Genomic DNA, 25,358 nt, shown 5'->3' on the forward strand with positions numbered 1-25,358 from the left:
TATAACCAAATTTTGTTGACTAGAGCAAACTTAGACTTTATGCTACTTATTAGTAGCGTAAAGCCATAAGTACAGTGACAATAGTGACCATGATGACAATTACACGGTAAAAAAGGGATGATATGAATCTGATTACTGATAGCTGGATACCTGTTTTAAATCAAGATGGGAGCAGGGCGACGATTAAACCTGCCCAGCTGGCTGACCCCAATGTTATGGAGTTGGATTTACCGCGTTTAGACTTTCAGGGTGCCGCTTATCAGCTACTCATAGGATTATTGCAAACCACCTTTGCACCAGCAGATGTAGATGAGTGGATGGACTACTATGACAACCCGCCAAGCGAATCTGATTTGCAACTTGCCTTTAATGACGTCATTCATGCATTTCATGTAGATGGTGATGACGCACGTTTTATGCAGGATTTGGATACCTTAGAGCATATCTCATCGACGAATAGCGTGGCTAATTTGCTGATTGAAGCGCCAGGTGGTAATACGCTAAAACTCAACAAAGATTTCTTTATTAAACGTGATCTAGTAGAGCAGCTATCGCTACCCATGGCAGCACTGGCTCTATTTACTCTACAAATCAATGCGCCGTCTGGCGGGGTAGGGCACCGTACTGGTCTGCGCGGTGGCGGCCCTATGACCACGCTTATCCGTCCTAATGATACAGATAGCACGCTATGGAATAAGCTATGGTGGAATGTCATTAATAGAGAAGAACGGAGCTACCCAGACCCAGATTTTAGTGATGGCAGCGTGTTTCCTTGGCTGGCTGAGACTAGAGTCAGTGACAAGACTGGCGAGCCAATATATAGGGACGAGGTGCATCCGCTACATATTTACTGGGCGATGCCAAGGCGTATCCGCCTGATTATAGAAACGCCAAGTGATGAGCAATCAGCTAGCGATCTAATCGATGATGTGACTGGTGAGCCGTGCCAGCAAGTAGTGAGTCAGTATCGCACGCAAAACTACGGTCATAACTATGAAGGGGACTGGTCACCGCATCCCATCACGCCGTATCGACACAATCCAAAAAAGCCTGACGATACTCCTTTTTCTATCAAGGCTCAACCTGGTGGTATCAATTACAAGCTTTGGCATATGCTTACCTTTACAGGTAAAGAGGGGAATTCAGGATTTGTGCGTGCTGAAGTGTTAGATCATGCCAACGAGATTTATGCAGCGAGCGATGGCGCGATAAGTGCTTCAGGGTTATGGGCGTTTTCTTATGATATGGACAATATGAAGGCACGCGGGTTTTATAGCAAAGAGCTGCCTATTTATCACATACCATCCAACCAGCAAATACAGCTTTTAGAGACAGTGCTTGAGCTACATGAGTTGAGTGACAGTATTATCAAGCAGCTGCGTAATAGTATTAAATACAGCTGGATGAGTGAGCGCCAAGCCAAAGACAGCAAAGGCGATATGAGCATGATTGATACTATGTTTTGGCAGCGTAGTGAGCCGCTGTTTTTTAGAGCGGTAGAGGATGCTGTAAATAATGGCGGCAGGCTTACGCCAACGGCAGCGCGCGAGTGGCTGAGTAAAATAAGTAAGCTGACAGAAAAGCTTTATGAAGAGCAAGTACTATCGAGTGCGGTTATTAAGCAAAGGCATATGGAGCAGCTTAACAATCTGCGCGCATTCTTATATGGTAACAAGCCGCTAGCAGCGTTTAGAAATCGCTATAAGTCAACCGAGGAAAATAGCTAATGACTGACACTATAGAAAAAGTAGCCTCTACCAATCCGCCTACAAAGCAGGCCACTCGATATTTGGGCAACTGTACTTCCATCGTGATGGCTTGGCATCAACGCTTGTTAGAAATTAAAAATAAAGCGCAGCAGCTTCAAGGGGAAGACGGTGAGGCACATAGCGCCTATCTGCAATTTTTTCGTACGACTATCTCTGCGTCCGATGCCGCCAAACTCAAACGTTGTCAGCATATGGATGATGTCGCGATGCAGCCGGCTTTTATTGCGCTATGGCAGCAAGTAGAGCCTACACTGATAAAAAGCATTGCCAACCACAGGGCCTATAATCATCAAATTTCTGATAACACTTTTGCAGCGTGGTTGGCGGTGGCTTGGGTGCTGTCTCAGGTGCGAACGGTAGACGATCGCTACCTAGTCGCTAGCTCAGGTAAAAGTAAACGGCAATTGAATAATACGTTGGCATGCGTAGCAGGTCAGCGCCAAGACGATGGTGATAGACCGCTTATCACACCGCTGCGTTTTGAAAAGCTTATCTCTGCCCGTGATCCTGATAATTTTGTCAGTTTGCTGGCGCGTATGGTCGCCCAGCTTCAGCAGCAAGGTCAAGCTATCAACGTGGTTTGGATCGCCAATGACATATTGCACTGGTTTGCTGATTATCAGGGCAGCAATTACCGCACGCCCAAAGATAAGCTTACTGTGCAGTGGTCGCTGACTTATTATCAGATGTATAGCGACTAGATCAAACACTAAACTTATATAAAAACTTAATATTCACTACCTGTTATTACCCTTAATTATGAGGATTATCCCATGACCCAGTTTATTCAATTACACGTACTGACCAGCTATCCGCCATCAAACCTCAATCGAGATGATATGGGGCGTCCAAAGACGGCTCGTATGGGTAACGCGGAGCGCCTACGTATCAGCTCGCAAAGTTTAAAGCGTCACTGGCGTGTCTCAGATGTATTTGAAGAAGCGCTGGCAGGTCATATTGGCACGCGCACCAAACGGATTGGTACACAAGTTAAAGAAAAACTGCTGGAGGGCGGGGTAAAAGAAAAAACGGTAGAGAATGCTGCCAAAGCCATTGCTGAACAATTTGGTAAAGTCAGTAGCAAACGCCCGCCTGAGATTGAGCAGTTGGTACATATCAGCCCAGCGGAGCAGCAAGCGGTTGATGATTTGGTCAAGCGAATTATTGAGACAGGGGATGAACCTACTGACGAAGAGCTAGCACTATTAAAGCATGACAATATGGCAGCAGACATTGCACTATTTGGGCGTATGCTTGCCAAAAAGCCTGCTTTCAACGTTGAGGCCGCGTGTCAAGTGGCGCATGCGATTAGTGTGCAGCAAGTGGCGGTAGAGGATGATTATTTCACTGCTGTTGATGATTTAAATGATCATAGCGAAGATGCAGGAGCTGCTCATATTGGTGAGACTAATTTTGCAGCGGCGGTTTTTTATCAGTACGTTTGTATCAATAAAGACCTACTGCTAGATAATCTCAATGGCGATACTGAGCTTGCTCAAAAAGCCCTATCCGCTCTTGTAGAGTCTATGACTACTGTTGCGCCATCAGGAAAACAAAACAGCTTTGGCTCGCGCGCTTTTGCCAGCTATGTTATGGCAGAAAAAGGCAGTATGCAGCCACGCTCACTATCGGTAGCTTATCTTCGTCCTGTTAATACGGACAATGTATTAAGCGATGCTATCGACAGTTTACAAAATCATCAGCAGAAGTTCGATAGTGTCTATGGTGATTGCGCCGATAGCCGTTATGTCATGGATGTAGAAAACGGCTTGGGTAGCTTGTCTGAATTAAAGCAGTTTGTAAGTGATGATGGCAAAGCCAATTACCCGCAATCATGATTGTTTGCTAATAAGTATACAAAAAATAGAAGCGGGAATTCTTAAAATCATCAATGCAATAATAGGTAATGGAAAGATACTATGGATTATTTAGTCATGCGCTTATATGCGCCGATATCTTCGTGGGGGACGCTGGCAGTAGGGGAGGATAGGCCTACGGCTAATTATCCGACTCGTAGTGCGGTGCTCGGTTTACTTGGTGCTGCTTTGGGTATCAAGCGTAGCGAGGCGCAAAAGCTAAGAGACTTGGCAAGTAGCATCGGCATTGCGTCTAAAACCTATAGCGAGGGCACCATACTGCGTGACTATCATACGATCCAAACGCCTACCACTAGTAAGGGCGTTAATTTTTTTACGCGCAAGCAAGAGCTACAAAGCGCTAAGGTTGAGACTATTTTATCTTCACGAGATTACCGCGAAGACGGATTATGGGTCGTGGCTATTTGGCTAAAGCCAGATGCGCAGGGTAGTAAGCTTGAGCACAACGTTGATTCGCAGGTTGATTTGCAGCAGCTACAATATGCCTTAAAACATCCAAAATTCACGCTTTATCTTGGGCGTAAGTCTTGTCCTTTATCGCTGCCATTATCGCCGCATATTATTACTGCCAATCATTTAAAAGCGGCATTAGATGTGAGTATCAATGAGCTTTTAGCAGAGTCATCAAAAGATAAGTCTGTAAAAAATGTAAATGAGTTAAGTGACAGATCTAATAGGGTAGCTCAGTGGCAAACCAATGAGCTGATAGATACGATGGTTAGTGACAGGTATTTGCCGACTACCATAGAGTATACGGCTATAAATGAGCAAAATACCCGTCTGCGCCAAGTGACTTATCACTGGGAAGGCGAGATTGAGTCAATGTTTGAAAGTGCATCGCCGGTTAATGTATTTACCCATAACCATTGGGATGATCCAACAGATCGAAAACAGTGGCAATTTACGCAGCGTATCGGGCATCAGTGGACAGCCTATGAATCTATTGATAATACTAAAGAGGCAAAAGAGACCATGTCAAATACGCCAGATAAGGAAGCGGTGCTATGAATTATCTGAGCAAAGTGACGCTTAAGCCAAGTCTAAAGGCCAAGCATCTGTTCGTAAGGGAGCAAATAAACCCTGAGCCGCGCTCATTAGCGAGCAACGATGCGCCCAAAGTCGACAACCCTTATCGAGTGCACCAAGCGCTATGGCAACTGTTTGATTTGCCAGCAGGGAGTGATAGACCTTTTTTATACAGAGAGTATGAGCAGGGTGGTCAGACTTTTTATTATGTACTCTCCACGCTCAAACCTAAGTTAGATCATCCTTTTTTTACTGTGCAAGCCAAAGCTTTTAATCCCAGTTTTTTTGTTGGTCAACGTTTGGCATTTGAGCTACGAGCTAACCCTGTAAGTAGTCTAAAGAATGCCCAAGGCAAATCATCTCGGCATGATGTATTAATGCTTGCCAAAAAATCGATGATGTCTCAAGGTTTTGATGATGCTTATAGTATTGATCAAGCGATGTTCGATGCTGGCGTAGATTGGATTACCAGTCCAGAGCGTATGCAAGCGTGGGGCGTGATCATTCACCCAAATCTTGAGTTATCTGCTTATACGCAACACCGACTGCGCCGTACCAAACAAGACTTAGAGCAGCAAGAGCAAGCTAAAGACAGTATGAATAATAAGCCAATTAAAGCCAAAAACAAGTTAATTCAGTTCTCAAGTCTCGACTACGCAGGCGCGCTTGAGATTCAAGATGTGGACTTATTTTATAATCAAATGATAAAAGGCTTTGGAAAGCAAAAGGCCTTTGGCTGTGGTCTTATGCTTGTACGTCCGCTACGACAAAACAACAGCTAGCGGCTATTTATCTTATAAATTATCATCAATACTACCCTTATCAATTGAGCTGACTTATGGCATTTATTCCCCTAAAGCCTATTCCCATTAAAGAGCGTAACTCTATGGTGTTTGTAGAGCGCGGTCAAATAGATGTTAAAGATGGCGCATTTGTGGTTATCGATAAAAACGGCATTCGCATGCATATTCCAGTCGGTTCTATTACCTGCCTGATGCTTGAGCCAGGGACACGAGTCAGTCACGCGGCTATTGCACTAGCCGCTAAGACAGGAACACTGCTTATTTGGGTAGGTGAAGCAGGGGTTCGTCTCTACTCAGTAGGTCAACCGGGCGGAGCGCGATCTGATAAGCTGCTTTATCAAGCTAAGCTGGCGTTAGATGAACAGCTCAGATTAAAAGTCGTCAAAAAAATGTTTGAGATCCGTTTTAATGAAACAGCACCCAGTCGGCGCAGTGTCAATCAGCTACGCGGCATCGAAGGCGGGCGTGTCAAAAAAATCTATCAGCGTCTGGCATCAGAGCACGGCATGATATGGAAAGGCCGCTCTTATGATCCTAGCGATTGGGATGTATCAGATGATCTCAATCGCTGTATTAGCGCCGCAACAGCTTGTCTTTATGGTGTTACCGAAGCAGCAATTTTAGCAGCTGGCTATGCGCCAGCTATCGGTTTTTTGCATACAGGGAAACCAAAAAGTTTCGTCTATGATATCGCAGATTTAGTAAAGTTCGAGACCGTAGTTCCTGTCGCTTTTGAGATTGCTAAGAAAGCACCGCCCAATCCGGATAAGGAAGTTAGAATCGCTTGTCGTGAGATATTTAGACAAAGCAGATTGTTAAAGAACCTTATTCCTATGATTGAAGAGGTATTATCCGCAGGAGAGATTGAACCACCAAAACCTTATGCAGATGCTCAGCCGCCCGCCATTCCAGAGCCTGATTCTATCGGTAACGAAGGTCATCGTAGTCAATAGCTTGATAAGGAGATAGGTTATGAGTATGCTGGTTGTGGTGACTGAAACGATACCTCCAAGACTAAGAGGGCGATTGGCAGTCTGGTTATTAGAGATTAGAGCAGGAGTGTACGTCGGTGATGTCTCAAGAAGGGTTCGAGAGATGATATGGGAGCAAGTTTTAGCATTGGCTGAAGAGGGCAATGTAGTGATGTCATGGGCAACCAATACAGAATCGGGTTTTGATTTTGTCACTTATGGTAAAAATAGGCGAATACCAATAGACCATGAAGGCATGCGTTTGGTACAATTTTATCCTTTGGAGACTGATGAAAATTAATGCTTTAAATTTCAATGACTTAACTATCCAGAAGATGGACGGGGTATGCTATTTAACAACTAAAAAACTTGGTAGAATAACAACAATAGAAAAATAATAATAATTTCATAGACTTACAACAAGTCTGTTCCCCGTAAGCACGGGGATTAACCGTAATCAAGCTGCTCGGGTGTCATCTTGAATTTCTGTTCCCCGTAAGCACGGGGATTAACCGGCTTAATTATGTACGTCTGCCAAACTGTTGAACTGTTCCCCGTAAGCACGGGGATTAACCGATTAGTTTGACCAAAACAACTATTTGTTTCGACTGTTCCCCGTAAGCACGGGGATTAACCGTTGGCACAGCTGACCAAATCAGCAGGCTATCACTGTTCCCCGTAAGCACGGGGATTAACCGGTTTATTTTTACCAGCGATTTGAGCGTTAAGACTGTTCCCCGTAAGCACGGGGATTAACCGACTCAACTTTAATGGCTGGTATGCGTGGCAAACTGTTCCCCGTAAGCACGGGGATTAACCGCATAATAAAAAACTGATTGCTGATAATAATTTCTGTTCCCCGTAAGCACGGGGATTAACCGCAGTTAGCATTTCAGCAGGGTCTAAAATATCGCTGTTCCCCGTAAGCACGGGGATTAACCGTACGTACGGCCAGTATGCCTATTAATCCGATTCTGTTCCCCGTAAGCACGGGGATTAACCGCACCCAATCAACACCTTCACCGATTAACTGAGCTGTTCCCCGTAAGCACGGGGATTAACCGTAATACTACCATGTAATAATGTAAAATGAAATCTGTTCCCCGTAAGCACGGGGATTAACCGGAGGCGTAAATGGTCTAACATGAAAACCCCAACTGTTCCCCGTAAGCACGGGGATTAACCGAAACAGGATTGATAACAGGATTAACCATTTTTCTGTTCCCCGTAAGCACGGGGATTAACCGGGGTCGTTATGATTGTATTGGATGCTAAACAACTGTTCCCCGTAAGCACGGGGATTAACCGTATCGTAGACAGTATTAGTTTTGCTACTTGGGCTGTTCCCCGTAAGCACGGGGATTAACCGACCTTTATGACTACCAAAGGCTAGACGGAAAACTGTTCCCCGTAAGCACGGGGATTAACCGTGCTGTATTCAGTAGGTTAGTTTTCACTACTTTCTGTTCCCCGTAAGCACGGGGATTAACCGGTAGCCTGATAGACCTTGTTATCGGTGGTCTACTGTTCCCCGTAAGCACGGGGATTAACCGTGACTAGACCAGTAACAGATAATTTTTGATATCTGTTCCCCGTAAGCACGGGGATTAACCGTCGTCACCACTTTTTAATAGCTCAAAAAAATGCTGTTCCCCGTAAGCACGGGGATTAACCGGTCATGAAACCATAGAGCCAGTTTGGGATATGCTGTTCCCCGTAAGCACGGGGATTAACCGGTATATGCTAATGTAGCCTTTAACTTATGATGCTGTTCCCCGTAAGCACGGGGATTAACCGCTAATAACCGAGCAAAGATAGTTGTCGTGAAACTGTTCCCCGTAAGCACGGGGATTAACCGTTTTGCTGAAAGTTCAGGGGTTGGGCTTGTTGCTGTTCCCCGTAAGCACGGGGATTAACCGCATTAAGAGAGTGGAGAGAATTACAGGACGAGCTGTTCCCCGTAAGCACGGGGATTAACCGAATGTATGCGACATTTAATGACGCATTGTTATCTGTTCCCCGTAAGCACGGGGATTAACCGCATTATTTTATAATATTTATTATATTTTACTACTGTTCCCCGTAAGCACGGGGATTAACCGGAATATTTTGAAATAACCGTCATACACTGGCTCTGTTCCCCGTAAGCACGGGGATTAACCGTGTCATACAACTGACCATCAATAATAACGTCACTGTTCCCCGTAAGCACGGGGATTAACCGCCATAGCAGATAGAGAGTTCATCGCCATATATCTGTTCCCCGTAAGCACGGGGATTAACCGCCAGGGCACTTTCCTTGTCTTTAAATACTGGTCTGTTCCCCGTAAGCACGGGGATTAACCGTCACCCACACCCATATATCCGACGCCGAACACCTGTTCCCCGTAAGCACGGGGATTAACCGGCGTTGATAGGTTTTGCTTTGGTTATATTCTTCTGTTCCCCGTAAGCACGGGGATTAACCGCCGTCAGGCTGTTACCTGCTGAGCGTGTTCGTCTGTTCCCCGTAAGCACGGGGATTAACCGCGTTGATATTGGCGTATATCGTCCGCACTGGTCTGTTCCCCGTAAGCACGGGGATTAACCGCTGAACTTCATCAATAACAATGATTGAGCCGTCTGTTCCCCGTAAGCACGGGGATTAACCGGTTATGTGTCGTGGCAGAATAACGAGACTCTCCTGTTCCCCGTAAGCACGGGGATTAACCGCGCCCAATGTTGCAGCGGTCACGATTGCGCCCCTGTTCCCCGTAAGCACGGGGATTAACCGTTACCTGTCTTCATGGTCATATACGTTATTAACTGTTCCCCGTAAGCACGGGGATTAACCGGCAGCGACTTGATAAGGTCATCAAAATGACGACTGTTCCCCGTAAGCACGGGGATTAACCGCATTAATTTTATCATTAATGAATATTCATGATCTGTTCCCCGTAAGCACGGGGATTAACCGTCATTGGCAAGATTGGAAGATAAAGAAGGTAACTGTTCCCCGTAAGCACGGGGATTAACCGATATTAAAAAAATTGGCTACCAGGTTAATAAGCTGTTCCCCGTAAGCACGGGGATTAACCGATGCAATAGCATTCATGACTGCCTTTATTCACCTGTTCCCCGTAAGCACGGGGATTAACCGTACAAATAACCCTTTACAGTTACGTTTGGATACTGTTCCCCGTAAGCACGGGGATTAACCAGCAGCAGCATCACCACGTTCGGCTTTTTTCTTACTGTTCCCCGTAAGCACGGGGATTAACCGTGCTGCAAAAACCAGATAGCACAGCCGTCCGACTGTTCCCCGTAAGCACGGGGATTAACCGATGCTAAATGCTGGCGGGAATATCGAAATGCTCTGTTCCCCGTAAGCACGGGGATTAACCGTAAACTTGCAGATTCCATAATTAACCGCCTATCTGTTCCCCGTAAGCACGGGGATTAACCGAATGGAAAGATAGTGGTAAATTTAAGTCTGTTCTGTTCCCCGTAAGCACGGGGATTAACCGATGAAAAATATGTATTATGGTCTGAATGGGTTCTGTTCCCCGTAAGCACGGGGATTAACCGTCATCAACCGTTAAGTCATTACGTTTCGCTATCTGTTCCCCGTAAGCACGGGGATTAACCGTCGCTGTATCTGTCGTAAGCGTCATCACGGGTCTGTTCCCCGTAAGCACGGGGATTAACCGAGTTTTTAGAAATTAAAGACAGGTTTAGCGTTCTGTTCCCCGTAAGCACGGGGATTAACCGAACGGTATCTCAGTTAATTGAGCGCCCTTGTTACTGTTCCCCGTAAGCACGGGGATTAACCGACGTGAACGCTAACAACGTGCAAAACCCGCCGCTGTTCCCCGTAAGCACGGGGATTAACCGGCGCTGCAATAAAATGCGGTGGTTATCTCGTGCTGTTCCCCGTGAGTACGGGGATTAACCGTACGCTTAGTAGGGTCTTTAGGATATTACTAGTAGGCATCTGATAATCAGAACTGTCTTTAGACAATAAAAAACCCTTACAAGTCAATGACTGTAAGGGTTTGAGTTTGGTGGGCCCAGTATCAACCATATAACAGAAGTAAAATGCTGATTTAACTAGGTTTATTTAAAATTATTATTGCTTATACCAACGATTATACCAACAAATGAGTTAGGATATATGCTCAGTGATCAATCAATATGGCAAAGAATTTGACCTAAAATATTATTGTTATCTATTGTTAATATAGCGCCTTCTTATGACTAGAGACATCTTAATAAGGAGTAGTTAGATTATTAGATTCAGAAAAATGTAACCCAAAACTGATATTAAAAGCTAGTAATAGCTTCTAGCGAATATCAACTACGATAATTTTTCTTGGCTCTACTAAGTGATCACTTTCAATCATTTTATGAATATCCTGTCTTAACCTTCTATCGCTATCTAGCTGCTGTTGAGTGCTCTCAGATATTAGTGTCACGTAATCGGGCAGTATTTCTGTTTTGCTATTTTCAATTTGCTCAACAAAGTTATTCTTTCGCGCACTCTTTTTTGAAAGCAACTCTTTCAATCTATTTGTAATCTCCTGAATAGATACAGAATCATCGATACCGTCTTGTTTTAAGTCACAAAATAATTGATAGAAGTGGATACATTTCTCTAAAATTTTTGACTTAGATAAATTTGTTCCTTTCGGTAAGTTTGCAAAAGTTTCAATATCGAAAGCACTAGCAATATAGACGCCGCAATCTGGCGTTTTTGAGTAAGGGTATACCGCTGATTGGCTATATAACATATAAAGAGGAACACGCTTATTCTGCTTCGTATAATTTAGCAAAGTATTAATTTGTTGTTTAGTGTCATTTGGGTAACTAAAGGCACTACGATAGGCCTTATGCTCATTGGATATTTTTTTGGCCTGTATTGCTAAAGGTAGGCTATAGATATCACCTATAAACCATATTTCCATCTCAAAGTCTGCACCAGTAGTTTTGCTTTCTTCATGTTTAGTAAATGACTTAGCTACAAGGTGTGAATTTTTTTGGTTGAGTAAAGACCATCTCCAAAACAGGTAATCAGTTATTGACTCTTCTCCTGCTAATGGTACATGGGCGGAAAAATCCATCACCTTACTCTCAATTTCTCTATGTATTTGGCAGAGCGACATAATCTAATTACTCTTATATTTGATATTGGCAATCGATGAGCTACGAAGTTATAGATAGAACGTCTTATCATCATCAGAATGGTATATCGTCATCAACGGCATATGTATTAGTTTCGAGATAATCAATCTCTTCAAACCCCAATATCAGACACGCCACCTGAGTATTTGTTGTAAGGCTGTAATTCCCTCTAAGCTATATGATAAAAGGCGTAAAAGTAATTTATTGTGTAGGACTATTTTAACTGCTTGTTTCTTTATTCTATTAAAGTTAATAATGCAATACCCTAAAAATCGCCGATATCCTCACCTAAGAAGCAGATCGTATCTAATTTATAATAATGAATAAAGGTTTAAAATTGAGTCGAAATATATGTAATGTACATTCATATTGCTCATAAAATGATAAGCGATGTTAAGTGAATCGCCTGGACAATATGAAAGTGTATTTTACCTGAGCAGCCAGCAACGCCTAACCAATTAAGATTGTTATGATATTGCTTTTTAAACTCAAAAGATAATATATAGCCAATTGTAATACTCTGTCTATCATGACTGCAGAGTTTCAGGTACGCACCAGCCTTAGAGTCAACGGTTTGAAAGTTGACCACGTAGAAAGATAATCAGCTCATTTGCTACACGTATTCAAGGTTTCAATCTATAACGCAATTTGAATAATGTGGAAAAGACCTAGTGGTTTATTGATAAAGCGTTATACCAGGGTATAATGACAAACAATTTTAGGGCCATTAACTTACAAAGATGATTGACACAACTTCTTCATTATTCAATGAGAGCTTATAGTTATGACTACAAAAGAAAATCAACAAAAATTTGGCTTTAAATTCGGGCAAAATGGTGCACATTCAGCCCGCACTATGATGTTCTCGGAGCTGACACAACTATTTGAGGGACAACCAGTAAATGCAAAACCTGACGATTATCGTGATGATATTGAGCAGGCTAACGTTTTACATAAACCTACCAGTAAGTCTCGCACCTTGACTTGGCGACATCTCGTCGATTTGTATGGCATGGATACAGAAATTACACTTTTTCGAATCTTCCGACAATTATGGGAGAGTGATGCTAGCGCACGCCCTTTACTGGCGTGTCAGATGGCATTGACGCGTGATCCTATATTAGAGATGTCCAAAGCCAAAATATTATCTCTGCAGTTAGGTGAACACTTGCCAAGAGAAGATATGGAACAGGCTATTAGTGATCAGTATCCTGACAGGTTCAGTGCAGCGTCGCTCAAATCTCTAGCGCAAAATGTTAACGGCACATGGACAAACGCAGGTTATTTGCACGGACGGAACAAAAAGCATCGAGCTGAGCCTGACGTGAGGCCGGTTAATGTGGCATTTGCTCTATTACTCGGCTATCTACAGGGAGCGACCGGAAATCGGCTGTTTAATACCGAATGGACTAAAATCCTGGGTTGTCGTCAGGAACGTTTGGTCGAGCTGACAAGGCAGGCAAGCTACAGTGGTTTAATTGATTTCAAGCACTCTAGTGAGGTGATGGAAGTGACATTTCCTAACTATTTAAATGAGGAAGAGGAGTCATGGATATATGAGTAATCGATTGAATCGCCTGATTCAAAGCTATTCTAGTTATATTAGTATTCCCTGGATGAGAGGTTTGGCTGATGAGCAGCGTGTACTGTTTGCCGTCTACCACAAAGAAGATGAACTAAAGCTACGAGCGCGTACTGAAGAGTTCCGTTTGGCGACTGAAAGCGCAGGACATACTTGGTTAGAGTTGGATATAACGCGCCTGTTTCCTGAATGGATGGCAGAACAAAAATACCGTGAAGACTATTTTGAAGATCCAGAGTTTTTGAAGTCTAAGTATAAGGTATTTACTCGACAGTCTGTGGAGTTGTTAGCAGAGCGTATTCAAAATGAAGCTGATGAAGACACCCTGGTGGCTCTAGTAGGGTGTGGCACATTATTTGGCTTAGCTTCCGTATCGGACTTTGTAAAGCAATTAGCTCTTCATGTACCAGGTCGCTTACTGGTACTGTTTCCAGGAGAGTATATCGATAACACCTATCGATTGCTAGATGCTCGCGATGGCTGGGGTTATCAGGCCACAGCGATTACAGCAGAAAACTAATATAAATATTAATGATATACATACCTGTCTTATTTAGATCAGCGTAATGTTTGCAATGGAGCTTGAAGAAATGTTGAACCGTGAAATTTATCAGTTAGATCCGACGCTGAACCGATTAGAAAACAATGGTGTTGCAGAAGTAAAAGATGATCAGTCCAACCAAGCTCTTAAAACTTTGCGTTATGAAATACAGACATTCGTCTGTGATGGTGAGTACGAAGCTGGATTGGATAAAATTTTATCTGCCTATCTGACAAACCTAAACAGTGATCATGAGCAGCCAGGAGTCTGGATTTCTGGTTTTTTCGGCTCTGGTAAGTCGCATCTGGCAAAGATGCTTAGAGCTTTTTGGGTTAACCAAGAATTCAATGATGGAACTAGAGCAAGGGATATTGCTGATTTGCCCTTAGAGATTAAAGATCAATTCAAAGAGCTGAGCAGTGTTGCCAATCGATATGGTGGCCTTCATGCCGCGTCCGGCACATTAGGATCGGGTGCAAACAATAATGTGCGTATGGCATTACTTAATATGATATTCAAATCTGTTGGACTTCCAGAGCAGTATCATCAAGCTCGCTTTGTAATGTGGCTCAAGAAAAAAGGTGTTTTTGACAGTATTAAAGCACGGGTTGAGGGTGAAGGAGACTACTGGGAAGATGAACTAGAAGATCTTTATGTCTCTCGTAGTATTGCTGGGGCACTACTTGAAGAAGACAATACGCTAGGCGAAGATTTTAAAGAGGTGCGACAGCTTCTTCGTGAACAGTATCCTATTGCCTCAGATGTTACTAATCAACAGATGGTCGATGCAATTTATGATGCTTTGGCATCAGATGATGGTTTCCCCCTGACTCTGATTGTATTAGATGAGGTGCAACAATATATTGGCACTGACGCTGAAAAAGCGCATCAAGTCCAAGAAATGGTTGAAACTTGCTGTAAACACTCTAAGTTTAAAAGCAAACTGCTATTTGTCGCCACTGGTCAAAGTGCGTTATCGGGGATGGCAAACTTACAACGTCTGCTTGGTCGCTTCCAGATTCCGGTACAGTTGTCTGATACTGATGTAGAGTCGGTTATCCGCAAGGTTATCCTACAGAAAAAAGCCTCAGTTAAACCTCAGCTAGAGGAGATGTTGCAATCCCATCTAGGAGAAATCGCTCGGCAATTACGAGGTACGAAAATTGAACATCATCGTGATGATGAGAAAGTGTTACTGGCTGACTATCCATTATTGCCGGTACGTCGTCGTTTTTGGGAAAAGGTCTTACGTATTGTAGATACCACAGGCACAGTGTCTCAGCTACGCAATCAGCTTAAAGTGATTCATGAAGCCGCTCAAGCCACAGCAGATAAACCATTAGGTCATGTTGTACCGGCTGACTTTATTTATGATCAAATCTCAGTAAATCTTTTACAAACAGGTGTAATCTCTAAAGAAATCACGGAAACCATTGGTCGTTTTTCTGCGGGTAATGCTGATGATAGGCTTAAAGCTCGCATACTTGCTTTAATATTACTAATCGGGAAGCTACCTACTGATCCAGCAGCTGACTGTGGTGTGAGAGCGACCTCTGATATGCTCGCGGATTTACTAATAGCAGATTTGAATAATGGTAAGGATGAAATTCGTACTGCTGTACCTAAGTTGCTAAATGAATTGACTGAAGAAGGTCTGCTAATGGTCATGCAGACTAGTGTTGGATCTGAGTATCGATTACAAACTCAAGAAAGTGCTCAGTGGTATGACACTCTGCGTCAGGAGGAGGCAGATCTGCGTGGTAATATGCAGCGCGTTGAAAATATACGCGTGGACTTGCTGCATAAATCTATTCGTCAGGATATTAGCAAGATTCGTTTGACTCAAGGTAAGTCTAATGAGATGCGCCAGCTGATTGTTAGTTTTGATTTAGAGCTGCCAAGTGATGCCAGTGAAAAAATCTATGTTTGGATACAGGATGGTTGGAGCCTTGATGAAAAAAGCTTTGTATCCGAAGCGCGTCGCCGCCAGCCTAGCGAGCCGACAATTTTTGTTTATATCCCTGCGCGTAACCGCTCTGAGTTAACCAATGCAATCATTACAGAGAATGCGGCATCTGCCACGTTAGAAAAACGCGGTATTCCTAATACTGACGCAGGTACGGATGCTCGTAGTGCGATGGAAACTCGCCACCGTGACGCACAAAAACAAGTTCAAGCTTTATTGAATGAAATCTTCGCTGGGGTGCAAGTGTTGCAAGCCGGTGGTAGTGAAGTTGAAGGTAATAGCATTGCAGAGCGTGTTGAGACGGCTGCTAAAGCATCATTAGTTCGTCTGTATCGTGAGTTTGATGTTGCTGATAATACAGGATGGGGTAAGGTCTATGATCGAGCTCGTAAGGATGGCGGACAGAATGCATTAGAAGCTGTAGGTTACTCTGATGAGCCTGAGCAGCATCCAGTTTGCGCACAGATCAAGCGCTATATAGGGGTATCTAAAAAAGGTAGTGAGATTCGAGATCATTTTTCTGCCGCTCCTTATGGTTGGCCGCAAGATACTATCGACGGTGCTCTATATACATTATTGGCTAGTGGTATTCTCATTGCTAAAGGTAGTGGCAACCATCCCATCTCTGTAAAAGAGCTAGAACGTAAGCAAATCAGCCAAACTAATTTTCTACCAGAAAGTATTACTATTCGTCCAGTAGATATGATTAAGATACGCGGCTTAATTAGTGCTAGTGGCATCTCGTGCCAGCCTGGTGAAGAAACGGCTAAACTAGATTTGCTAATAGATAAAGGTCGTACATTAGCAAAAGAGGCGGGTGGTGATGCGCCTCTTCCTGAGCGGCCAAGCTACCGTTTGTTTGACGAGATTGCACAGCAATCTGGTAATGCTAAGCTCAAATATGTTTTAGATGAGCAAGATGCCATCAAGCAATCACTCCAGCAATGGGCGGAGACTGCTGATAAGATTCAAAAAAGACGACCCGATTGGTTTGTGCTAAAAGACTTATTAGACCAGAGTCAGGGCCTGTCATTCCAAGCTGATATTCAAGCTGAAGTAAATGCCATCGAAGCCAATCGATCGTTACTCGATGAGCCTAATCCAATTACTAATCTTAAAAAGCAGTTGGTTGATAAGTTACGAGAAGCCGTACAATATCGTGTGGATAGCTATCTTGAGCAGCACGCCAAGTATTTAGCTCAACTGGAAGATGATAGCTATTGGCAGCAGTTGGATGAGACTCAGAAGAATGAGGTTCTTAATAAATTCAAGCTAACGACGTTTAATGAGCCTGCTCTAAATGACGCTGATGCCATTCTCGATGCTTTGAATGAGGTTAATTTCGAGCAGTGGAGAGATCGTACAGATGCGCTTGCCAGTAATTTTGATAAAGCACGTATGGATGCGATACAGAGATTGCAGCCTAAGTTACAGCGTATTACGTTGCCACGAGCGACCTTTGAGACAGAAGAAGATGTTGATACTTGGTTGGCTAAAGTTAAAACTCAAATTCTCAATAAACTTAGTGATGGACCGGTGACTTTCTAATGATGACAACTCGACAACCTCTTGATAAAGCTTTGCGTCGTACGTTAGAGGCAACAGTGATTAAAGCCCGTGATATTGCTGAGCTAGCGGCAACTCAAGCACTCAGCCGTCTGGGTGTGGGTGATGCAAAACCTGCTGATTATTTAAATGATGAACAACGCAAATTGCGTGTCCGCTTGCGTGCACGTGGTCGTCAATTAGGTGACATTAAACAAGATAGCGGCAGACAAGCCATTCACAACCTAGTCACTGAAGTCGCTTATGAGCATTGGCACCGCATGCTATTTGCTCGGTTCCTTGAGCAAAACAACTTGCTCATGTACGACGAATACACAGCGCTCACCCTGGCTGATTGCAACGAATTGGTGCAAGACCCAGATACCGCCCGTGATGATTTAGAACGACGCTGTGAAAACGGTTGGGAGCTGGCAGGTGTATTGGCATCGAAAATGCTGCCGCAGATTTTTCGTATAGACTCGCCGGTGTTTGAGTTGGAGTTTTCTCCTGAGCATCAGCGTAGTTTAGAACAACTCGTCACTGGCTTATCTTTAGAAACTTTCCAAGCTCAAGATAGCTTGGGCTGGGTATATCAGTTTTGGCAGAGCAAACGCAAAGAAGAGGTGAATGCGTCTGAAGTGAAGATAGGTGCAGATGAGCTGTCACCTGTCACCCAGCTATTTACTGAACCTTACATGGTAAGCTTTCTATTAGATAATGCATTAGGTGCATGGTGGGCTGGCAGGCGACTGACTGAGAGTGATTGGCAACATGCCAGCAGTGAGCAAGAGCTACGTGACAAAGCCGCTATACCAGGCGTATCACTTGAGTACCTGCGCTTTGTACAAGACGAGCAAACCAAACAGTGGCAACCCGCTTCTGGCACCTTTGATGCTTGGCCAGATAATCTTAGCGAATTTAAAGCCATAGATCCTTGTTGTGGGTCAGGTCACTTTTTAGTGGCTATATTCCTCATGCTTGTTCCAATGCGTATGCAACTTGAGAACCTCAGCGAACAACAAGCAATCGATAAAGTATTAAGTGAAAACTTACACGGGTTGGAGCTAGACCAGCGCTGTGTAGAGTTAGCAGTCTTTGCCTTAGCCTTAGAAGCCTGGCGATATAAAAATGGTGGTGGATATCGCAAGCTACCAGAGTTGCATTTGGCTTGTAGTGGATTGTCGATGAGTGCAAAGAAAAAGGAGTGGCTAACTCTAGCCCGAGAAGATGAAAATATCCGATTGGCTCTTGAGATTTTGTATGAGCAATTCAGTAATGCCCCTCTTCTTGGTAGTTTAATCAAGCCAGAGAGTAGTTTAAATAAAGGCTCTTTGTTTGAGGTGAATTGGTCTGTGGTCGAGTCTGCTCTTGATAAAGCTCTTGCAGTAAAAGACAGTTTTGAAGCTAATGAGCTTGGTATTGTTGCTCAAGGGACGGCAAAAGCAGCAAAGTTACTTGTTGAGAAATATCAATGGATAGCTACTAATGTTCCATTTAAAGAGACAAAGCAGTTAGAATTAAAACTTCAGGATTATATTGAAGAGAATTTTCCTTCAGGAAAAACAAATCTTGCAACAGCATTTATATTACGCTTGAAAGAGATGCTTGCAAATGGAGGCACTCTAACGGCAGTTACTCCACACGAATGGTTATTCTTGAAGTCATATGAAAAAGTTCGAGAAGATCTATTGAAGAGCGCAACTTGGAATAGTTTGGTTGATCTGGGTGAGCATGCTTTTCAAAGTAACCAGGCTGCTGGAGCTTTCACAGCTTTAATTTCGCTTACTAAAAAACAACCCAGTCACGAAAGTTTCTATTTAGGAATAAATGCAACCCAGGAAAAAGGGAGCGTTGAAAAAAATGAGATTTTGAAATCGAAGGTCGTTGAGACTTACTTGCAATATGACCAGTTATCAAATCCAGATTTTCGAATAGGATTGTTTGAGATTTCTAAAAATCCTTTGCTAGTAACCCGTGCTGGCTCTTATGTTGGTCTTCAGAACGGAGATACGCCAAAGTTTGTTCTTTTTTTTCATGAGGTTCAATGGCCTAATCCTACTTGGAATTTCTTTCAGTTGCCATGTGCAGTTTTTTCAGACTTTACAGGTAGAGAAGGCATTTTAAGGTGGGAACAAGGAAAAGGTGAGCTGCAGACTTCCCCTCTAGCTTATATAAAAGGTAGAGAAGCATGGGGTAAAAAAGGCGTTGCTATCAGACAAACACGTACTCTTCCCGCTACGCTCTATTATGGAGAACTATACGACCAATCAAGTGCGGCGATAATTCCGGGCGATAATTCTGATCTACCAGCAGTGTGGGCGTTTTGCTCTAGCCCTGACTTTCATGACGAAGTGCGAAAAATCGATAAAAAGAAAAATGTTACCAATGCAACTCTTGTCAAGATTCCCTTCGATCTCGAATACTGGACAGCCGTAGCCAAAGAACAATACCCTAATGGACTACCAGAGCCATATACTAATGATCCCACCCAATGGATATTTCATGGCCATCCCTGTGGTTCCGTTGTTTGGGATGGAGAAACTAAATGGACAGCAGAGGGTGAACTACGAGTAGACGATACTGTGCTGCAAGTTGCCGTTGTTCGCTTATTAGGTTATCAATGGCCAGCCGAACGTGATACAGAAATGGAGTTAGCTGTTGAACAAAGACAGTGGGTTGAGCGTAGCAAAGAGCTTAATCCATTTACTGATGACGACGGTATCGTTTGCTTGCCAGCAGTGCGCGGTGAAAAATCAGCGGATCAGCGCTTAGAAGCGTTATTGCAAGCTGCCTATGGCGAAGCCTGGACGACACCTCTAAAAAACCGCTTGCTGGAAACAGTAGGTGGCAAGTCGCTCAACCAATGGCTACGTGATAAATTCTTTGAGCAGCACTGCAAAATGTTCCAGCATCGCCCCTTTATCTGGCACATCTGGGACGGTCTAAATGACGGTTTTAGCGCCTTGGTCAATTATCACATGCTAGATAAAGCTGGTCTGGAAAGACTGATTTATACTTATTTAGGTGATTGGATTCGTACTCAGCAAAGCGGAATGGCTAGCGGTGAGGACGGCGCACAGGAACGTCTCGCTGCCGCCGAAGCACTCAAGCGCGAGCTCGAAGCTATTCTTGAGGGGGAGGCGTCTTACGATATTTTTGTACGCTGGAAGTCATTGGCAGAGCAAGCGATCGGCTGGAATCCTGACCTTAACGATGGTGTGCGTCTCAATATCCGACCATTTATGAAGGCTCGTGATGTCGGTAAAAAAGATGCTGGCGTGTTGCGCTGGAAGCCTAACATTCACTGGAAGAAAGATCGTGGTAAGGATGTCGAGTCTGCGCCTTGGTACACCTTAGGTTTAGAGTATGAAGGCAAAGAAGGCGATCGAATTAATGATCATCATCTGACCTTAGCTGAAAAGCGCGCGGCAGGAGAGGGCTAAAGTGCAAAAAAGAACGAGACGCGTTGGCTCGATTAGGAATGAACTAATTCATAAATCACGAGAGGCCGCACTTGCTGCGGTCCAGATTTTTAATAATCCAAATATTACGTTTAAGTCCGAATCATATCTTGTGCTAATGAATATTTCCTGGACCTACCTGATGCATGCTTATTACAGAGGGAAAGGGATTGAATATAGATATTATAAAGAAGCTGGTAAATCAAGAAGATATGACAAAACTAAGCATGGAGCCTATAAATACTGGGAGCTTGAGCGCTGTTTAAACGATAAAAACTCACCTATTGATAATAATGCTTCTAATAATTTGCGTTTCCTAATAGGGCTCAGACATGAAATAGAGCATCAAATGACGACGAGAATTGATGATCTTTTAAGTGCTAGGTTTCAAGCATGCGCTATTAATTATAACCAATACATAAAAAAGCTGTTTGGTGATGAGTATTCAATTGAAAAACATCTGTCGTTTAGCTTGCAGTTTTCTAGCATATCTATTGAGCAAAAGGAGATGCTAGAGGAACAAGCTGACTTACCAGCTAATATTAAGGGTTATATACAGGAGTTTGACAGTATTCTTAGCGACAAAGAATTCGATAACCCAAGCTATTCCTATAGGGTGTTATTCGTTCAAAAAACAGCGAATAAGCGTGGACAGGCTGACAAAGTCATTGAGTTTGTAAAAGCGGATTCTGAACTAGCTGAGAAAGTGAATAAGGACTATGTTTATCTAAAAGAGACTGAAAAGAATAAGTATTTACCCTCTAAAATCGTCGAGATAATACAAAAAGAAGGCTATTCGAAGTTTAAAATTCACAACCATACAACTCTATGGCAGTCCAAAAAAGCAAAAGAAGCTCATAAAGGGTTTGGTGTTGAGGTTGCAAATACTTGGTATTGGTATGAAAGCTGGTTAAATAAAGTCAGAAAACACTGTAAAGACAACGCTAGCAAGTATAAAGGTGGTAGCTAAATGAGCACAGAAAAATCTATCGATTACTTAACCATCAAAGGTTTCAAGTCTATCCAAAGCTTGGATAGATTGCGCTTAAATTCGCTAAACGTGTTTATCGGGGCAAATGGCGTAGGTAAAAGTAATTTTGTTGATTATTTTCGCATGCTAGGCAAGATGGTTGAAGGCGGTCTGCAGCATTGGACAACCCAACAGGGCGGTGCTGATCGTATTCTTAGCTATGGTATAAAAGAAACAGAAAGAGTGCAGTCTTTTATTGAGTTTGGGTTAAATGGGTATCTATTCGAACTTGAGTCGACAGTTGAAGGAGGTTTTTCTTTTGTCAAAGAACAGCTTTATTTTGATGGGCCATTATATGGTGAGAAGTGGATATCTTTAGGTTCTGGACATAAAGAAGCAAAACTTAAGCATCGCTATGAGTCATCCAGCAAAGGCAGTGAAGCCGATTACTGCTACAGCTCTATAGCTAGCTGGAAGGTCTTTCATTTCCACGATACCAGTGACACTGCCGGCGTTAAACGCTGGGGTTCAGTACAAGATAATGATTATCTGTTCTCTGATGCCTCTAATTTGGCTGCCTATTTGTATCATCTATCATCAGAGCATCCTCAGGTGTTAAAGCAAATACGTCGTACTATACAGCTAGCTATTCCTGTGTTTGATGATTTTGTATTCAAACCACGTGAGTTGGAAACGCAGGAACAGCAGATCAACCTGCAATGGCGTCAAAAAAATAGTGATTATGTACTCTGGCCTAGTCAGCTATCCGATGGCTCCATTCGTTTCATTTGCTTGGTTACTGCACTACTACAACCTAATCCGCCTTCTACATTGGTGATTGATGAGCCAGAGCTTGGTTTACACCCGTATGCTATTACTTTGTTAGGAGCCTTATTACGTTCAGCTGCTGAACGTATGCAAGTGATCGTCTCAACCCAGTCAGTTGCATTACTGAATGAGTTTAACATTGAAGACCTGATTGTTGTGGATCGTGAAGACAGTGGGACGGTCGTCAAACGGCTGGATGAGGATGATTTTTCCAGCTGGCTTGAGGATTACACGATTGGCGAGCTCTGGCAAAAGAATATTTTGGGCGGGAGACCTTCGTAATGATAAGGGTTCATGTGATTTGTGAAGGACAAACTGAGGAGATGTTTGTCAAAGAGTTATTGGCTCCTACATTTCTAGCAAAAGGTATATCACTTGTGCCTGCCTTAATAGGTAGACCAGGACATAAAGGTGGTAATTTCAAATTCGACCGTTTACAGGCTGATGTAAAAAATCGTTTACTTAATGAAAAAACGGCATATTGTACTACGTTTTTCGATTACTACGGTCTTCCACAATCTTTTCCAGGTAAAGGTATTCATGATAGCCAAGTTGATATAGTTACCAAGGCTACGAGGGTCCAAGATGCAATGACTTTAAAGCTCACACGACTAATTGGTGATGATGCTATGCGTCGCTTTATTCCTTTTGTACAAATGTATGAATTTGAAGCTCTGTTGTTTAGTGATCCTATTGCATTTGCTAGAGGTATTAGTAATGAGCATCTGAGTCAGAATTTGACTGATATAGCTGAGCAGTTTGATAGTCCTGAGCATATAAATAATAGCCCTCAGACTGCCCCAAGTAAGCGAATAGAAAGTTTGGTAAGAGGATATGAAAAACCTTTAATGGGTACACTTGGCGCTTTAGAAGTAGGGTTGGACAGTATGCGCCAAAAGTGCGAATTATTTGATAATTGGTTGAAGCAGTTGGAAAGACTTACTGTCGTACGAAGTAATAACACTTAACCCTAAGGAGTATCATGAAAATTATTGATTTACTGGCCAAAGAATTACGTGCCAGCGCTAAGCACAACTTGAATGTTCAAGTAGCTCCCAGTGTAATTCTTTGGATCGATAATCAGCGGCAGGGAGCTGAATAAATGAAGTGTAATTGGCCTGACTATGATCCATCAGTAGCTTTTTTTCCTGTCGAACTGAAACCTGTATTTATACAATCGTCTCGGCAGAGTGGAGACTTATTTGGTTATCATGCATTGCCGCGTCATTTTGCAGTAGTAGAGAGCGAAAGCGACTATGTTTTTGCGGTAGTGACTGAGAATTATAAATTAGTGACTAACCAGCAAGCATATGAGCTCGCAGCAGAAGCACTTAAGGTAGTATTTGATTTCACAGCATTGAAGGATATGGCATGTCTAAAAATAATAATGCCTAAAACACGCTCTTTTTGTCACATAGATCTGATACATAAGGAAAGTAGTTTTGAGCCATGGAAAAATGATCAATGGATACCTTTTATCCGTATCACCAACAGCTATAATCGAACGCATAGACTACGTTTTGAGATAGGTTTCTGTCGTCTGAATAACCTTAATGAAGTTATTTTTGAGAGTAAGAGTGTAGAAATTAGTTTTGCTCACACTAAGCAATTGCATGACATTATGCTTCGCTGGCATGAGAATATTGGTGAAATTAAAGAGCTAGAAGTTGAGTTCATTAATCAGCTGAGAAACCTTGAACGTTTTCATGTGCCTAGGCGTTATATGTTGCCACTAGCATGTAAGGTATTTGGGATTAAGCTAAATCCTAAGAAATCTATCAGCTCAAGCAGAATTAACGATTTAATCCTATTTCGTAACGATATAGATCGGCTTACTAATGACTATTTCTATACTCTAGGCGAGCAAGGTTATGCTGCTTTGAATGTACTAATGGACTATGCTATTCGGCCAGTTGGAGTAATGTCTCCTGAAAATAAGATAGATAGATACCAGCGTAGAGCTGGCGATTGGATCAATGATTTCTCACAGCAAATAGAGAGTCGAGAATTCTCTTTTGAAAACTACCTTAAAGACTATATAACAACCTCCAAGATGATTACTCAATTATGATTAAGTCCGTTTATAACTACCCAGTTTCTACCCTGCTCGATATTGAAAGCGATGTAATATACGTTATCCCACGCTATCAACGTGAATATACTTGGAGTCGTATACAGTGGGATGCACTGCTCGATGATTTATTAGATAACGAACTTCATTACTTTTTGGGCTCAATTATCTGTATCAATCAATCTCAGGATTCTTTAGCAATTCGGGAGCTCGAGTTAGTAGACGGTCAACAACGTATGACGACAATATCGATTTTGCTGGCTGCCATCTATGATATTTTCAATAAGCAGCCGAATCTCGTTATGGAACAAAAGATTGAGCTCTACAATCTAAAGCATAAATTAGCTTTAAAGAAAATGCCAAATCAACCACGTCTAGTACCTCAAGTACAGAATAATAATCAACAAGATTATTTTTCGGTATTGGATAGTATAGGCATTCTTCAAGATATAGAGATGGCTGCACATGCAGGTAATCGCCGAGTGTTTAAAGCGTACCGGCACTTTCACTCTCGCATTAACCAGTATCTTGAGCACAGTGATAATCCGATTATTAAACTTCAAGAATTATTAGAAAAAGTAAATACAGCAACTTTAGTGAAGATTGAAGTAGCAAGTACTTCTGACGCCTACACTTTATTTGAATCGCTAAATAACCGTGGCGTGCCGCTTACCGCCATCGACCTTATCAAAAATAAGCTACTTGCTGTACTAGGGCGTGTCCCTAATCTGGAAAAGTAAGTATAAAGCCTTTAAAATAAAGAGACTATTTACCACATGGCTCTCTAA

The 25,358-nt window shown here is 42.8% G+C and carries 17 protein-coding genes and 1 CRISPR repeat array; of the genes, 16 read left to right on the top strand and 1 reads right to left on the bottom strand.

What is annotated here, in order from left to right:
- Positions 1–122: 122 nt before the first annotated feature.
- From casA to cas2e, 7 genes are all read left to right on the top strand, one after another.
- Complete coding sequence (gene casA, locus BTV99_RS04730; protein ID WP_075101215.1) at positions 123–1,727, top strand: type I-E CRISPR-associated protein Cse1/CasA; 1,605 nt, start codon at positions 123–125, stop codon at positions 1,725–1,727.
- On the top strand, positions 1,727–2,470 hold the full coding sequence (casB, locus tag BTV99_RS04735; RefSeq protein ID WP_075101216.1) for a type I-E CRISPR-associated protein Cse2/CasB: 744 nt from the start codon (positions 1,727–1,729) through the stop codon (positions 2,468–2,470). The genes casA and casB overlap by 1 nt, the downstream gene beginning before the upstream one ends.
- A gap of 72 nt (positions 2,471–2,542) precedes the next feature.
- Positions 2,543–3,607, top strand: a complete 1,065-nt coding sequence (gene cas7e, locus BTV99_RS04740) for a type I-E CRISPR-associated protein Cas7/Cse4/CasC (protein WP_075101217.1) — start codon at positions 2,543–2,545, stop codon at positions 3,605–3,607.
- 81 nt (positions 3,608–3,688) lie between these two features.
- Positions 3,689–4,654 carry a type I-E CRISPR-associated protein Cas5/CasD gene (cas5e, locus tag BTV99_RS04745; protein WP_075101218.1) on the top strand — a complete coding sequence of 322 codons (966 nt, stop codon included), beginning with the start codon at positions 3,689–3,691 and terminating at the stop codon, positions 4,652–4,654.
- The gene (cas6e, locus tag BTV99_RS04750) at positions 4,651–5,454 is read left to right on the top strand and encodes a type I-E CRISPR-associated protein Cas6/Cse3/CasE (RefSeq protein WP_075101219.1); all 804 of its coding nucleotides are present in this window, start codon (positions 4,651–4,653) and stop codon (positions 5,452–5,454) included. Before cas5e ends, cas6e begins: the two co-directional genes overlap by 4 nt.
- Before the next feature lie 56 nt (positions 5,455–5,510).
- Entirely contained in the window at positions 5,511–6,428 is a 918-nt protein-coding gene (gene cas1e / locus BTV99_RS04755; RefSeq protein WP_075101220.1) for a type I-E CRISPR-associated endonuclease Cas1e, read from the top strand.
- Between the two features lie 19 nt (positions 6,429–6,447).
- Positions 6,448–6,747 (top strand): type I-E CRISPR-associated endoribonuclease Cas2e, encoded by a 300-nt coding sequence (cas2e, locus tag BTV99_RS04760; RefSeq protein ID WP_075101221.1) that lies wholly within the window; start codon positions 6,448–6,450, stop codon positions 6,745–6,747.
- Positions 6,748–6,871: 124 nt separating this feature from the next.
- A CRISPR array of direct repeats spans positions 6,872–10,380; the repeat unit is 29 nt; unit sequence CTGTTCCCCGTAAGCACGGGGATTAACCG.
- Positions 10,381–10,768: 388 nt separating this feature from the next.
- Here the strand turns inward: cas2e and BTV99_RS04765 are convergent.
- Positions 10,769–11,545, bottom strand: a complete 777-nt coding sequence (locus BTV99_RS04765; protein ID WP_143507062.1) for a DUF6615 family protein — start codon at positions 11,543–11,545, stop codon at positions 10,769–10,771.
- An 845-nt stretch (positions 11,546–12,390) separates the two neighbouring features.
- On the opposite strand from BTV99_RS04765, the gene BTV99_RS04770 reads away from it, so the two are divergent.
- From BTV99_RS04770 to BTV99_RS04810, 9 genes are all read left to right on the top strand, one after another.
- Entirely contained in the window at positions 12,391–13,170 is a 780-nt protein-coding gene (locus BTV99_RS04770; RefSeq protein ID WP_075101223.1) for a hypothetical protein, read from the top strand.
- Positions 13,171–13,222: 52 nt separating this feature from the next.
- On the top strand, positions 13,223–13,708 hold the full coding sequence (locus tag BTV99_RS04775; RefSeq protein ID WP_199774477.1) for a DUF1788 domain-containing protein: 486 nt from the start codon (positions 13,223–13,225) through the stop codon (positions 13,706–13,708).
- A gap of 46 nt (positions 13,709–13,754) precedes the next feature.
- Positions 13,755–17,243, top strand: a complete 3,489-nt coding sequence (gene brxC / locus BTV99_RS04780) for a BREX system P-loop protein BrxC (protein WP_218607358.1) — start codon at positions 13,755–13,757, stop codon at positions 17,241–17,243.
- Positions 17,243–20,683 carry an Eco57I restriction-modification methylase domain-containing protein gene (locus tag BTV99_RS04785; protein ID WP_218607360.1) on the top strand — a complete coding sequence of 1,147 codons (3,441 nt, stop codon included), beginning with the start codon at positions 17,243–17,245 and terminating at the stop codon, positions 20,681–20,683. Before brxC ends, BTV99_RS04785 begins: the two co-directional genes overlap by 1 nt.
- A 1-nt stretch (position 20,684) precedes the next feature.
- Positions 20,685–21,671, top strand: coding sequence for a DUF3644 domain-containing protein (locus BTV99_RS04790; protein WP_075101225.1), 987 nt, complete (start codon positions 20,685–20,687; stop codon positions 21,669–21,671).
- Complete coding sequence (locus BTV99_RS04795; protein ID WP_075101226.1) at positions 21,672–22,781, top strand: AAA family ATPase; 1,110 nt, start codon at positions 21,672–21,674, stop codon at positions 22,779–22,781. It abuts the gene before it with no gap.
- Positions 22,781–23,467 (top strand): DUF4276 family protein, encoded by a 687-nt coding sequence (locus BTV99_RS04800; protein ID WP_075101227.1) that lies wholly within the window; start codon positions 22,781–22,783, stop codon positions 23,465–23,467. The genes BTV99_RS04795 and BTV99_RS04800 overlap by 1 nt, the downstream gene beginning before the upstream one ends.
- Positions 23,468–23,601: 134 nt before the next feature.
- Positions 23,602–24,570: a hypothetical protein gene (locus BTV99_RS04805; RefSeq protein ID WP_075101228.1), complete on the top strand. Its 969-nt coding sequence runs from the start codon at positions 23,602–23,604 to the stop codon at positions 24,568–24,570.
- The gene (locus BTV99_RS04810) at positions 24,567–25,310 is read left to right on the top strand and encodes a DUF262 domain-containing protein (RefSeq protein ID WP_083608530.1); all 744 of its coding nucleotides are present in this window, start codon (positions 24,567–24,569) and stop codon (positions 25,308–25,310) included. Before BTV99_RS04805 ends, BTV99_RS04810 begins: the two co-directional genes overlap by 4 nt.
- The last annotated feature ends 48 nt before the right edge of the window (positions 25,311–25,358 follow it).

The sequence above is a fragment of the Psychrobacter sp. Rd 27.2 genome (assembly GCF_001921755.1).
Taxonomy (GTDB): domain Bacteria; phylum Pseudomonadota; class Gammaproteobacteria; order Pseudomonadales; family Moraxellaceae; genus Psychrobacter; species Psychrobacter celer.